General features: G+C 59.6%; 14 protein-coding genes. 11 read left to right on the top strand and 3 right to left on the bottom strand.

Going from position 1 to position 13,093, the window contains the following annotated elements:
• Window positions 1-79: 79 nt before the first annotated feature.
• On the bottom strand, window positions 80-1,336 hold the full coding sequence (gene tyrS / locus AC4CWF_RS10485) for a tyrosine--tRNA ligase (protein ID WP_491281628.1): 1,257 nt from the start codon (window positions 1,334-1,336) through the stop codon (window positions 80-82).
• Window positions 1,337-1,702: 366 nt separating this feature from the next.
• Between tyrS and AC4CWF_RS10480 the strand changes: the two genes are divergently transcribed.
• Window positions 1,703-2,920, top strand: coding sequence for a GGDEF domain-containing protein (locus AC4CWF_RS10480; protein WP_491281627.1), 1,218 nt, complete (start codon window positions 1,703-1,705; stop codon window positions 2,918-2,920).
• An 83-nt stretch (window positions 2,921-3,003) separates the two neighbouring features.
• Here AC4CWF_RS10480 and AC4CWF_RS10475 read toward each other — a convergent pair whose 3' ends face one another.
• A complete protein-coding gene (locus AC4CWF_RS10475) occupies window positions 3,004-3,681 on the bottom strand; it encodes an alpha/beta hydrolase (RefSeq protein WP_491281626.1) in 678 nt (225 codons plus the stop codon).
• Window positions 3,682-3,892: 211 nt separating this feature from the next.
• On the opposite strand from AC4CWF_RS10475, the gene AC4CWF_RS10470 reads away from it, so the two are divergent.
• The 10 genes from AC4CWF_RS10470 (at window position 3,893) to sufA (ending at window position 12,170) form a co-directional block, all read left to right on the top strand.
• Window positions 3,893-5,059 (top strand): cysteine desulfurase family protein, encoded by a 1,167-nt coding sequence (locus AC4CWF_RS10470; protein WP_491281625.1) that lies wholly within the window; start codon window positions 3,893-3,895, stop codon window positions 5,057-5,059.
• 163 nt (window positions 5,060-5,222) lie between these two features.
• Window positions 5,223-6,692: a Fe-S cluster assembly protein SufB gene (sufB, locus tag AC4CWF_RS10465; protein WP_491281624.1), complete on the top strand. Its 1,470-nt coding sequence runs from the start codon at window positions 5,223-5,225 to the stop codon at window positions 6,690-6,692.
• Between the two features lie 158 nt (window positions 6,693-6,850).
• Window positions 6,851-7,192: a GIY-YIG nuclease family protein gene (locus tag AC4CWF_RS10460; RefSeq protein WP_491281623.1), complete on the top strand. Its 342-nt coding sequence runs from the start codon at window positions 6,851-6,853 to the stop codon at window positions 7,190-7,192.
• A 108-nt stretch (window positions 7,193-7,300) separates the two neighbouring features.
• Window positions 7,301-8,056 (top strand): Fe-S cluster assembly ATPase SufC, encoded by a 756-nt coding sequence (gene sufC, locus AC4CWF_RS10455; protein WP_491281622.1) that lies wholly within the window; start codon window positions 7,301-7,303, stop codon window positions 8,054-8,056.
• A 24-nt stretch (window positions 8,057-8,080) separates the two neighbouring features.
• On the top strand, window positions 8,081-9,355 hold the full coding sequence (gene sufD, locus AC4CWF_RS10450; protein WP_491281621.1) for a Fe-S cluster assembly protein SufD: 1,275 nt from the start codon (window positions 8,081-8,083) through the stop codon (window positions 9,353-9,355).
• 110 nt (window positions 9,356-9,465) lie between these two features.
• Window positions 9,466-10,686, top strand: a complete 1,221-nt coding sequence (locus AC4CWF_RS10445) for a cysteine desulfurase (protein ID WP_491281620.1) — start codon at window positions 9,466-9,468, stop codon at window positions 10,684-10,686.
• 10 nt (window positions 10,687-10,696) lie between these two features.
• Window positions 10,697-11,077, top strand: coding sequence for an SUF system Fe-S cluster assembly protein (locus AC4CWF_RS10440; RefSeq protein ID WP_491281619.1), 381 nt, complete (start codon window positions 10,697-10,699; stop codon window positions 11,075-11,077).
• Between the two features lie 45 nt (window positions 11,078-11,122).
• Window positions 11,123-11,398 (top strand): ribbon-helix-helix domain-containing protein, encoded by a 276-nt coding sequence (locus AC4CWF_RS10435; RefSeq protein ID WP_491281618.1) that lies wholly within the window; start codon window positions 11,123-11,125, stop codon window positions 11,396-11,398.
• Window positions 11,398-11,685 (top strand): type II toxin-antitoxin system RelE/ParE family toxin, encoded by a 288-nt coding sequence (locus tag AC4CWF_RS10430; protein WP_491281617.1) that lies wholly within the window; start codon window positions 11,398-11,400, stop codon window positions 11,683-11,685. Before AC4CWF_RS10435 ends, AC4CWF_RS10430 begins: the two co-directional genes overlap by 1 nt.
• A 92-nt stretch (window positions 11,686-11,777) precedes the next feature.
• Window positions 11,778-12,170 (top strand): Fe-S cluster assembly scaffold SufA, encoded by a 393-nt coding sequence (sufA, locus tag AC4CWF_RS10425; protein ID WP_491281616.1) that lies wholly within the window; start codon window positions 11,778-11,780, stop codon window positions 12,168-12,170.
• A gap of 88 nt (window positions 12,171-12,258) precedes the next feature.
• On the opposite strand, the gene AC4CWF_RS10420 is transcribed toward sufA, so the two are convergent.
• Window positions 12,259-12,903, bottom strand: a complete 645-nt coding sequence (locus tag AC4CWF_RS10420; RefSeq protein WP_491281615.1) for a GntR family transcriptional regulator — start codon at window positions 12,901-12,903, stop codon at window positions 12,259-12,261.
• Between the last annotated feature and the right edge of the window lie 190 nt (window positions 12,904-13,093).

Here is a 13,093-nt window from a genome sequence, read left to right as displayed (position 1 = left end):
CCGCCTATGCACGCGATGGAGAACGAAAAAGTCCGGCGCGAGGGCCGGACTTCTTGTGCTTTAAAGACGTTTTAGCCGATCAGGCCGGGCGCACCAGGATGTGCTTTTTCTTGCCAAGCGACAGCTTGATCACGCCATCACCGGTCACGTCGCCTGTGCCGATCAGCTTGCGCTCGTCGGCGACCGGCTGGTCGTTGATGCGCACCGCACCGCCCTGCACATGACGGCGGGCTTCGCCATTGGACGCGGCAAGGCCGGCCCTGACGATGAGGGCGAGCAGGCCAATGCCGGCTTCCAGTTCTCCCGTAGCCACGTCAATCGACGGCAGGTTGTCTGAAAGCTGGCCTTCCTCGAAGGTCTTGCGTGCGGTTTCTGCCGATGCGTCCGCCGCGTCACGGCCGTGCAGGATGGCGGTCACTTCGGTCGCAAGGATCTTCTTCGCCTCGTTGATCTCCGAGCCACCGAGGCTTGCAAGCTTTGCGATCTCGTCCATGGGCAGGGTGGTGAACAGCTTGAGGAAACGGATCACATCGCCGTCTTCCGTGTTGCGCCAGTATTGCCAGAAGTCATAGACGGGCATCAGATCGGCATTCAGCCACACGGCGCCTGAGGCCGACTTGCCCATCTTGGCGCCGGACGAGGTCGTCAGAAGCGGCGAGGTGAGCGCGTAAAGCTGCGGCGTGCCCATGCGGTGGCCGAGATCGATGCCATTGATGATGTTGCCCCACTGGTCGGAGCCGCCCATCTGCAGCCGGCAGTCGTAACGCTGGTTCAACTCCACGAAGTCGTAGGCCTGCAGGATCATGTAGTTGAATTCGAGGAAGGACAGCGACTGCTCGCGATCCAGCCGCGTTTTTACGCTGTCGAAGGACAGCATGCGGTTGACCGAGAAGTGACGGCCGACATCGCGCAGGAATTCGAGGTAGTTCAGCCCACGCAGCCATTCGGCATTGTTGATCATCAGGGCGCCGCCCTTCGGGCCGGAATCGTAGTTCAGGTAATGGGCAAAGCAGCGCTTGATCGAGGCGATATTCTCCTCGATCATCTCGATGGTCATCAGCTTGCGCGCTTCCTCCTTGAACGAGGGGTCGCCCACCATGCCCGTGCCGCCGCCCATCAGCGAGATCGGCTGGTGGCCGGTCTGCTGGAACCAGTGCAGCATCATGATCTGGGTAAGATGGCCGACATGCAGGCTGGAGGCCGTTGGATCGTAGCCGATATAGGCCGTCACCGTCTCCTTCGCCAGCAGGTCATCCAGCCCGGTTTCATCGGAAACCTGGTGGATGAAGCCGCGTTCATCGAGGGTGCGGAGGAAATCGGACTTGAACCTGGACATGATCTATCTCTGGCAGATGTTGCTTTTCACGATTTGCTTGTTTGCGTGCCGGGCCTCTAACACTCTTTGTCCGTGGAATCACTCCAAAAGTTGAAGTGCCCCTGGTTCGGTGTAGAGACAAGGGACCAGGCGCTGCGATTCTTTTATGAGCACGACTGGAAATTCCATTGTTTTGTGTGCGTTGCACATTGAAACGTGGCGACAGTGCACTGTATCAAACAAAACGCAGTGTCATCTTCTGCGCCGTGGCGATTGGCGAGCGCAGAGGGCGCGAGGTTATGCCGTCCTTCGGGTGTCGCTTTGAGGTGCAGGCTGTTTACGGCAGCAAACAGAAGCATTCATGGTGTCCGGCCATGGGTCTGTTCCATGGACGAAGGCGACGAAGACGATGGAGGAAAGACGAGGATGATGAACGGCGCCGACTTTTTCCTCGTCATGAATTTCTTCATCGCGATGTCTTTCGCCGTGGTGTTTATCGTGGTTTCCACCCGCAGCCGCTCGCGCGAGGCGGCTCGCTGGTTTGCGGCAGGTTTTGCCGTCGCGTCTTTGTCCGCACCCGCCGAACTTCTGGTTGCTCATACGCATTTCGTCTGGTTCGGCGCGTCACTTGCCTTCGTCACTGTGCTCGCCGGCCTCCTGCTGTTGCGCGTCGGGATCGGCAAGCTTTACGGCGCGCCGGCCGACGGGCGGATGCTGATCATCTTTTTTTGCGCGGCACTCGTCAGCGATGCGCTGATCTATCCGCTGCCGAGGGGAAGTATCGGCCATGCCTTCACCTACCAGATGCCCTTTGCCATTGCGCTTCTCTTCAGTGTTTTTGCGGTCCTGCGCTCGCCGTATCGGGCTGCCGTCGATCGGGCACTGCTGACACTGCTTATCGTCACCGCGGCGCATTTTCCCGTGAAATCAGGTGTTGCCGTGGTCGTGGGGGCCGGCGTGACGGCCAAGGACTATATCGGTTCCAATTACGCGCTGATCTCGCAGAGCATGACTGCCGTGCTGATGGTCATGACCGGTCTGATGCTGCTTGCCGTTCTTGTGCTGCAGATCATGGCGGATGAACGCACCAATTCCGAAGTGGATGCGCTGTCATCGCTCTTGAACCGGCGCGGTTTCGACAATCACTGCAGCCGAGTGCTGCAGCGCCTGCCCAATGGGCCGCACGCCTTGATCCTGTGCGATCTCGATCACTTCAAGAAAATCAACGATACCTACGGCCACCTGAGTGGCGATTCCGTCATCAGCCTGTTCGGTCAGCTGTTGAGCGCGAGCGCTCCCGAGGATGCCGTCATCGGGCGAATTGGTGGCGAGGAGTTTTGTGTGCTTCTGCCGGGGCAACAGGCCGATGCGGCGCTGATGCTGGCGCAGGCGCTGCGTGGCTCTTTTGCCCTGCAGGCCGTGCCTGGCCTGCCGCCGGTGTTTCGGGCAACCGCGAGTTTCGGCGTCACGACCTTCAGTTCTGCCGCAGACCTGTCGACGGCGTTGCGCCACGCAGACCGTGCGCTTTACGAGGCCAAGGAGGCCGGGCGCAACTGCGTGCGCCTGTATCGCCAGCACACGCCGATATCGCTCACACTCGTCTAAGCAAGGCTTGCCACCTGTTCAAACGAAAAACGGCCCCGCAGGGCCGTTTGATGATCGAGATTTCGAAAAGGGAGCTGCAACCTTCAGCGGATACGCTTAGCTGCCGGTTCCGGCACCAGTTCGCCGTTCAGGCGACGGTCGAGGTAATCCTCGCATTCGGCCATCAGCGGCTCCACCTTGCCATTGAAGAAATGGTTGGCGCCTTCGACGATGCGGTGGGTGATGAGAATACCCTTCTGCGTCTTCAGCTTTTCGACGAGGCCGTTCACATCCTTTTCCGGTGCCACCTTGTCGCCGTCGCCATTGATGATCAGGCCGGACGAGGGGCAAGGGGCAAGGAAGGAGAAGTCATAGATGTTCGGCTGCGGCGCAATCGACATGAAACCTTCGATTTCCGGGCGGCGCATCAGAAGCTGCATGCCGATCCAGGCGCCGAAGGAATAACCGGCGACCCAACAGCTCTTGGAATCGGGATGCAGGCTCTGCACCCAGTCGAGTGCCGATGCCGCATCCGACAACTCGCCGGCGCCGTGGTCAAATTCGCCCTGGCTGCGGCCGATGCTGCGGAAGTTGAAGCGCAGCGTGGTGAAGCCACGCTTCTGGAACATGTAGAAGAGTTGGTAGACGATCTGGTTGTTCATCGTGCCGCCGAACTGCGGATGCGGATGCAGGATGATGGCGATCGGTGCGCTCTTTTCCTTGGAGGGCTGGTAACGTCCTTCGAGGCGGCCCGCAGGGCCGTTGAAAATCACTTCGGGCATCGGTACTCCGGTCAGCTTTTTGATGTTTCCAGCTGTTTCATGATGGCTTTGACTTGACGAAGTCGCTCATCTTTTCTAGAAACAGTTTAGAACCATTCGAAAGTGGGCTGGCATGTGCCACCCAGTTGGTCGTCTCATACGGCATGCGCGGCGAAAATTTCAAGGAAAATGCGTCGCGCATCAAGATCTAGACCGGGAAGCTCTGCAGGCAATGGCCATGGCGCGCACATATCTGGATTGGAATGCGACGGCGCCGCTCAGCGATGCGGCTCGAAGCGCCATGCTGGATGCCTATCTTTTGCCCGGCAACGCCTCTTCGGTGCATGCCGAAGGCCGTGCCGCGCGCGCGGGCCTGGACCGCGCCCGCCGGCAGGTGGCAGCTCTCGTCGGTGCCGATCCCCAGCATGTGACCTTTACCAGCGGGGCGACGGAAGCTGCCAATCTGGTGCTGACGCCGGATTACCGCATGGGCCGCGCGCCGCTTGTCTTCGGGCATTTTTATGCCTCCGCCATCGAGCACCCGGCTGTTCGCGAAGGCGGACGTTTTGCCGTGGATCAGGTGAGCGAGATTGCCGTGACGTCGAAAGGCGTGGTCGATCTGTCCGCCCTTGAGGCAGCCCTTGCCGAGCACGATGCGGCAAAGGGCTTGCCCATGGTGGCGGTGATGCTTGTCAACAACGAGACGGGCGTCATCCAGCCGGTGGCAGATGTGGCGAAGCTGGTGCATGCCAGGGGCGGGCTTCTGGTGGTTGATGCCGTGCAGGCGGCCGGCCGCATCCCTGTCGATATCGCGGCGCTGGATGCCGACTTCCTCATTCTGTCCTCGCACAAGATTGGAGGCCCGAAGGGTGTCGGCGCTCTGGTGGCGCGTGGCGAGGTGATGATGCCGAAACCGCTGATCCGTGGCGGCGGACAGGAGAAGGGTCATCGTTCCGGCACGGAAAATTTTCCGGGTATTCTGGGCTTTGGCGCGGCTGCCGAACGGATGGCTGCCGATCTCGATTCTCGAAATGCCCGCATTGCGGAATTGCGCGCCATTCTGGAGACCGGCATGGCCGAGGCGGCACCGGATGTGATCATCCACGGCGCTGACGTGGCGCGGGTCGCCAATACGACGTTTTTCACTCTGCCGGGCCTCAAATCCGAGACGGGCCAGATTGCCTTTGACCTCGAAGGCGTTGCACTTTCGGCAGGCTCCGCCTGCGCCTCCGGAAAACTCGGACAGAGCCATGTGCTGGCGGCCATGGGATGCGATCCGGGTCTTGGCGCGCTGCGGATATCGCTTGGCCCTGATACGACGCGAGAAGACATGACGAAGGCGCTTGTTGCCTTCGAGAGAATTGCCGGGCGGCGCAGGCTGCCCGGACAGGCCGCATAAAGCGGGCGGCTTGCGCAGACGCAAACTCTGCGTAATTGCGCAAACGCAAAATTTGCTTGCCAAAAGGTGTGAAAACCGCCTTCTGGCGCCTACATAGAGGCGGACCCCCGCCACGACCGACAAGCTGCCGGACCCTTGATTCCGGCGAGATTGGAGAATGAACATGGCTGCTGTGCAGGAGACGATCGATCAGGTCCGCCTGATTGATGTGGATCAGTACAAGTATGGCTTCGAAACCGTCATCGAAGTCGACAAGGCTCCAAAGGGCCTTTCCGAAGAGATCATACGCTTCATTTCTGCCAAGAAGCAGGAGCCGGAATGGATGCTGGAATGGCGTCTCGACGCCTATCGCCGCTGGCTGACGATGGAAGAGCCCACTTGGGCGCGCGTCGACTACCCGAAGATCGATTTCAGCGACCTGCATTATTATGCCGCGCCGAAGACGACGCCTGGCCCGACTTCGCTCGAAGACGTCGATCCTGAACTCTTGAAGGTTTATGAAAAGCTCGGCATTCCTCTGCGGGAACAGGAAATCCTGGCCGGTGTTGAAAAGCCGCGCGTGGCCGTCGATGCTGTGTTCGATTCGGTCTCGGTTGTCACCACCTTCAAGAAGGAACTGGCCAAGGCCGGCGTGATCTTCATGTCGATCTCGGAAGCCGTTCGCGAGTATCCGGAGCTGGTGAAGAAATATCTCGGCTCCGTCGTGCCGACGACCGACAATTATTACGCAACGCTGAATGCGGCGGTCTTCACGGACGGCTCCTTCGTCTTCGTGCCGAAGGGCGTTCGTTGCCCGATGGAACTGTCGACCTATTTCCGCATCAACGAAAAGAACACCGGCCAGTTCGAGCGCACACTGATCATTGCGGAAGAGGGCGCTTATGTGTCCTATCTCGAGGGTTGCACGGCGCCGCAGCGCGATGAAAACCAGCTGCATGCGGCCGTTGTCGAGCTGGTTGCGCTTGACGATGCCGAGATCAAATATTCGACGGTGCAGAACTGGTATCCGGGCGATGCGCAGGGCAAGGGCGGCATCTATAATTTTGTCACCAAGCGTGGCGATTGCCGTGGTGACCGTTCCAAGATCTCCTGGACGCAGGTGGAAACCGGTTCGGCCATCACCTGGAAATATCCGAGCTGCATTCTGCGCGGCGACGATAGCCGCGGCGAATTTTATTCGATCGCCGTCTCCAACGGCCATCAGCAGATCGACAGTGGCACCAAGATGATCCATCTCGGCAAGAACACGTCGAGCCGCATCGTGTCGAAGGGCATTGCCGCCGGCGTGTCGCAGAACACCTATCGCGGCCAGGTTTCGGCGCATCGCAAGGCCACCAATGCCCGCAACTTCACCCAGTGCGACTCGCTTCTGATCGGTGACCGCTGCGGCGCCCATACCGTGCCCTATATCGAGGCAAAAAATTCGTCTGCCCAGTTCGAGCACGAGGCGACCACGTCGAAGATTTCGGAAGACCAGCTGTTTTATTGCCTGCAGCGCGGCATTCCGACGGAAGCGGCAATTGCGCTGATCGTCAACGGCTTCGTCAAGGAAGTCATCCAGGAACTGCCGATGGAGTTTGCCGTGGAAGCGCAGAAGCTGATCGGGATTTCGCTGGAAGGGTCGGTGGGCTGATTTTGAAAGTCGTCATCCTCGGGCTTGTCCCTAGGATCTACCGACGAAACTGTGAATTCTGCGTTACGACAGGAATGCGGTGGGCCATGAGCGGAGCGGCGGAGTAAACCTAGCAGATCCTCGGGACAAGCCCGAGGATGACGAAAGGGGCGCCTGGCATGACAGGCGTCGTCTACATGATGTCGGACAAGCCTCGTGGGGTCATATACATCGGCGTCACCAGTGACATTCATGGACGTGTTTGGGAGCACCGCAATGAGATCCACAAGGGATTTACCGAGCGTTACAAGGCAAAACTATTGGTTTGGTTTGAACGGCACCCAAATATTGTTCTGGCGATCCAGCGGGAGAAATCGCTGAAACGGTACAACAGGGAGTGGAAGATCAAGTTGATCGAGGGGATGAACCCGACATGGTTGGATCTTTTCGAAAAGATCGATGAGATCGATAACGCCTATGTACCACATCGGAATACGACGAAATGGTCTGACTACAATTGAGTAGCAGGCAGATCCTCGGGTCAAGCCCGAGGATGACGGTACAAGCGCCAAGATGGCGCAGATGGTAACAAGCGGCCCTTGAACCGCTTTTGGACAGGACGACGAAAAATGCTTGAAATCAAGAACCTGCACGCCCGCATTGCCGAAGATGGCACCGAAATCATCCGTGGCCTCAACCTCACCGTGAAGGCGGGCGAAGTGGCGGCTATCATGGGCCCCAACGGATCGGGCAAGTCGACGCTGTCCTATATCCTGTCGGGCCGCGAGGACTATGAAGTGACCGAGGGCGAGATCCTCTACAACGGCGAGAGCATTCTGGAATTGGATCCGGCCGAGCGTGCGTCGAAGGGCATTTTCCTTGCCTTCCAGTATCCGGTGGAAATCCCGGGCGTTGCCACCATGCAGTTCCTGAAGGTGGCGATGAACGAGCAGCGCAAGGCGCGCGGTGAGCCGGAACTGACCACGCCGGATTTCATCCGCCGCGTCAAGGAAGCTGCTGCCGAACTGAAGATCAATCCTGACATGCTGAAGCGTCCGCTCAATGTCGGCTTCTCCGGCGGTGAAAAGAAGCGCGCTGAAATTCTGCAGATGGCCCTGCTCGAGCCGCAACTCTGCGTGCTCGACGAGACCGATTCGGGCCTTGATATCGATGCGCTGAAGATCGTTGCCGATGGTGTCAATGCGCTGCGTTCACCCGATCGTGCGGTCATCGTCATCACCCATTACCAGCGCCTGCTCGATTACATCGTGCCGGATACGGTCCATGTTCTCTACAAGGGCCAGATCATCCGCACCGGTGACAAGAGCCTGGCGCATGAACTGGAAGCCAATGGCTATGCCGACATCATCGGTGAAGCGGCGTAAGGCGCCAGTAAGAGGAGTCTTGCCATGAACATGCAGACGACAAGCCGGCAGACCGCCGCCGAATCTGCGCTGATCGAGGCCTACAATGCCCAGCTGGGTGACCTGCCCGGCAATGGTGCCGTGATCAGCGCCCGCGACCGCCTGGTCGACGACCTGAAGACCAATGGGCTTCCGACGCGCCGCGTCGAGGCCTGGCATTATACCGACCTGAAGACGCTGCTGCGCGCCATCCCGGCTGCAGTGCCGGCCGCCGTGATCGATACGCCGGAACCTCTGGTGGAGGGATCTGCCGTCATCACCACCCGCCACGGCCATGCCGACCCTAAGGTCAGCATCAGCGACGTGCTGGTGAATGCGTTTTCCGACATGCTGTCGGAAGGCACGGCCGCGCCTGGCCTTTCGGTAATCGACCGTGACGACACGATCGGCAAGATCAACGGTTCTTTTGTCCGCGATGGCTTCGTGCTGGAATTTCCAGCCGGTGCCCAGATCGAAAAGCCGGTAGAAATCCAGGTCCTGCATGGCGATGGACAGGTGCATACGCGCTTTCCGGTCAGCTTCGGTGCCGGATCCAGGGCAACCGTGATCGAGCGGCATCTGCCGACCGGCAAGGGTGATGCCTTCGTCACCTCCGTCAGTGATATCTCGCTGGAGGACGGCGCCGATGTGACCTGGATCATCCTGCAGCAGCAGGGCGCATCCGATACGCATCTTGGCCAGTTGCGGGTGCGCGTCGGCTCCAATGCAAAACTGCGGCTCTACGTCATCAATGCCGGCGGCAAGCTGGTGCGCCAGGAGTTGCGCATTGACGTGGCTGGTGAAGGCTCGGACCTGCAGTTGCGCGGCGTCAACCTTCTCGGTGGCGAGACGCATACCGATGTGACGCTGGTTCTCGGCCATCACGTGCCCAACACCACCTCGACGGAAATCTTCCGCAACGTGGTGTTCGATCGCGCCCGCGGCGTGTTCCAGGGCATGATCAAGGTGGCGCTCGATGCGCAGAAGACCGATGCCCGCATGGCCTGCAACACGCTGCTGATGTCGGATGAAGCCGAGTTTTCCGCAAAGCCGGAGCTGGAAATCTTTGCCGACGACGTGCAGTGCGGCCATGGCGCAACGGTTGCCGATATCGATGCCAACCATCTCTATTACCTGATGGCGCGCGGCGTGCCGCGCAACAAGGCGCGTGCCATGCTGGTCAACGCTTTCGTTGCCGAAATCGTCGAGGAACTGGAAGACGAGCAACTGGTCGAAGCGCTGGAAGCCATCATTTCCAGCTGGCTCGAAAAGCACGCCTGATCAGACCGATGCTCCGGCGCCCATTGCCGGAGCATCGCATCGTGACGTTTTTCGCCCCTTTGACCTGCAGCATCCGCAGGAACGGCGGGCAAGCACAGAGATCACCGCCTATGGCCTATGATGTCGACGCAATCCGCCGGGATTTTCCGATCCTCTCCACCATGGTCCATGGCAAGCCGCTGGTCTATCTGGACAATGGTGCCTCGGCGCAGAAGCCGAAAAGCGTGATCGACGCCATTTCGCATGCCTATTCGGCTGAATATGCCAATGTGCATCGCGGCCTGCATTATCTCTCGAATGCGGCGACGGAAGCCTATGAAGCCTCCCGCGAAAAGGTGCGGCGCTTCCTGAACGCGCCGACCGTCGATGAGATTGTCTTCACCAAGAACTCGACGGAAGCCATCAATACGGTCGCCTATGGCTGGGCCATGACGCACCTGAAGGAAGGCGACGAGATCGTTCTGTCGATCATGGAGCACCATTCCAACATCGTGCCCTGGCATTTCTTGCGCGAGCGACAGGGCGTCAAGCTGGTCTGGGTGCCCGTGGACGAGGATGGTGCCTTCCATCTGGAAGATCTGGAAAACTGCCTGACGGAAAAGACACGGCTGATTGCCATCACGCAGATGTCCAATGCACTCGGCACCGTCGTGCCGATCAAGGATGTCTGCCGCGTGGCGCATGCGCGTGACATTCCGGTTCTGGTCGATGGCAGCCAGGGTGCCGTTCACATGCCCGTCGACGTGCAGGATCTCGGCTGCGACTGGTATGTGATGACCGGCCACAAACTGTATGGCCCCTCCGGCATCGGCGTGCTCTACGGCAAGACGGAACATCTGTTTCAGATGCGCCCCTTCCAGGGCGGCGGTGAGATGATCATCGACGTGGACCAGGATTTCGTCACCTATAACGACCCTCCGCACCGTTTCGAGGCCGGCACGCCGCCCATCGTTCAGGCGATCGGCCTTGGTCATGCGCTCGACTATATCGACAGCATCGGCCGCGCCGAGATTGCCGCCCACGAGGCGGATCTGGCAGCCTATGCGACCGAGCGTTTGACGGCGATCAACTCCCTGCGCATCATCGGCAATGCCCCGGGTAAGGGCGCAATCTTTTCGTTCGAACTTGCCGGAATTCATGCGCATGATGTGTCGATGGTCATCGACCGCAAAGGGGTGGCGGTGCGTGCCGGCACCCATTGCGCCATGCCGCTCTTGAAACGCTTCGGCGTGACCTCCACTTGCCGTGCATCCTTTGCGATGTACAACACGCGCGCCGAAGTGGACGCGCTGGCCGATGCGCTCGATTACGCGCGAAACTTCTTTGCCTGAGGATTTTGCCATGGCTATCGACGAACCAGAACTGAAATGGGATGCCCGCGAGGGGCTGATCCAATCTGCCATTCCGCAGGAGGAACTGGCGCGCCTGTCCGACGACGTCATTTCGGCGCTGAAGACGGTCTACGATCCGGAAATCCCGGCCGATATTTTTGAACTCGGGCTGATCTACAAGATCGACATCGAGGACGACCGCATGGTGAAGATCGTCATGACGCTGACGGCGCCCGGTTGCCCGGTGGCCGGCGAAATGCCGGGCTGGGTGGAAAATGCCGTCGGCGCTGTCGAAGGCGTCTCCGGCGTCGAGGTCTCGATGACGTTCGATCCGCCATGGACGCCCGAGCGCATGTCGGAAGAGGCGCAGGTGGCCGTCGGCTGGTATTGACGGCTGCGATGCGCTAATCTCATGTCCGAAGCGGAGAGACCTTTTATGGCGCGCGCGCACCCCATTCGTATCGAGCTTTCGCCTGACATGAGCGAACTGGTTGAGAGCGTCGTGCAGTCGGGTGATTTCCAATCGCCGGACGAGGTGGTGGCGGCGGCGCTGAATGCCTGGCAGGTGCAGCGCATGCTCGCCAATTTTACGGTGGAAGAGCTTGATGGCTTGATCCAGGAGGGGTTGGATAGCGGCGATCCTGTCGATGGCGAAGAATCCTTCCGGCGTATTCGTGATGAATTTGAGCGTGAGTTTGGGGTGAAGGCTTGATGGCCTATCGTCTCAGGCCCTTGGCCGAGAGCGATATCTATCAGATCATGTCCTATATCGGTCGCCGCAATCCCCATGCTGCTTTGCGTTGGCAGGTAGACATATATGCGACCTTCGATTTTCTGGCATCCATGCCTGGAGCCGGATCGTATCGACAAAGCGGGCAGGTGAAGGTGAGTATGTTCCCGAAAGACGGGTATCTGATTTTCTACCAGGTCAACGAGGCGAACATAGATATCCTGCGGGTGCTGCATGCTGCCCGCGACTGGCCAAAACTTGTTCGGTGAAGGACACTTATTGATCAGGCAATGCCATGCGCCTACATTGACAGACGAAACCGCCGGGCCTTGACCCCGGTTGTGTGAAGGAGAATGAGCCGATGGGCTTTGCAGTCATGACCATGACCGATTCCGCCGCAGATCGCGTGAAGGCGATCGTTGACAATTCCGGACCTCAGGCGCTCGGCATTCGCGTCGGCATCAAGAAGGGCGGATGCGCCGGCATGGAATACACGATCGATCTGGTGACCGAGCCGAATTCCAAGGATGACCTGATCGAGCATGGCGGTGCAAAAGTCTGGATCGAACCGTCGGCTGTGCTTTATCTTCTCGGCACGCAGATGGATTTCGAGATCACCAAGATGCGCTCCGGTTTTACCTTCAACAATCCGAACCAGACGTCGGCCTGCGGCTGCGGCGAATCGGTGGAACTGAAGCCTGCCGATCTGGCAGCACTTGCCAGGGAACGGGCAGGGCAGGCGCCTTCGGCCTGACGACCTCTGTCGCGCGCCAATCTTTTGGCGCGCCGGGATGCTGGTCGATTGCCGCCCTTGCTGCTCACTCTCCTCGACATCTCCGACGTCAGGCGGAGTGAGAAAGATCATCCAGCAACTTTTCCGTGGCGGCAGCGGCGCCTGCGGCGTCCTTTCGCCCGATGGCGCGGATGACCCCGACATGCAGGCTCACCGACCGGTCCATCGCCTCTACGGTTGCGGTGGAAAACCAGAGGCGCCGCGAATGGCTGCGCAAAGGCGCAAGCGCCCCGGTGACGAAGCGGTTGGGGCAGGCTTCTTCCACGATATCGTCGAATCGTTTGTCTGCTGCCAGAAACCCGGCCATATCCGCGGTGGCCGCGGCCGCACTCATATCGCGGGCGCAGTCCACTAGCCGTTCGCGCTGACGGTCATCGGCATGGGTGGCGACGAGCGCTGCCGCCAGCGGTTCCAGCCTGCATCGCACGGTCATGATGTCGGCATGGTCGGACGCGGCGATGTCGCTGATCTGTAGCCCGACGCGAGGACGCACCAGCATCAGCCCCTGCCATTCCAGTTTCTGGATCGCCTCGCGCACCGGCGTTCGGCCGTGGCCTGACACGTCGATCAGCTGCTTTTCCGTCACATATGCGCCGGGCGCCAGATGCAGCATGACGATCATCTGCTCCAGGACGCGGTAGGCCTGGCGTGCCAGCGAGTCGGAAAGCGAAGGTGTATCGAAGATTTCCATCATGTAGCTGATATATCAGATGGCCAGCGCACGCAATCGGGCCCTAACGGCCTCTGATATATCACGGCTCCCTCTGGACGGCCCAAATCTCTGTTCTGAACGGCGCATACGGGGCATTAAGGCTGAACGGCGTGAGGAGATGGGCTGGTGTGCGGCAACTACGGTGCGCGATGTGTTTGCAGCGTATGTCCGA

The sequence above is a fragment of the Neorhizobium sp. PAMB6630 genome, assembly GCF_058242775.1.
The sequence above is the reverse complement of the archived record's forward strand: the minus strand, read 5'-3'. Positions and strand labels throughout refer to the sequence as shown.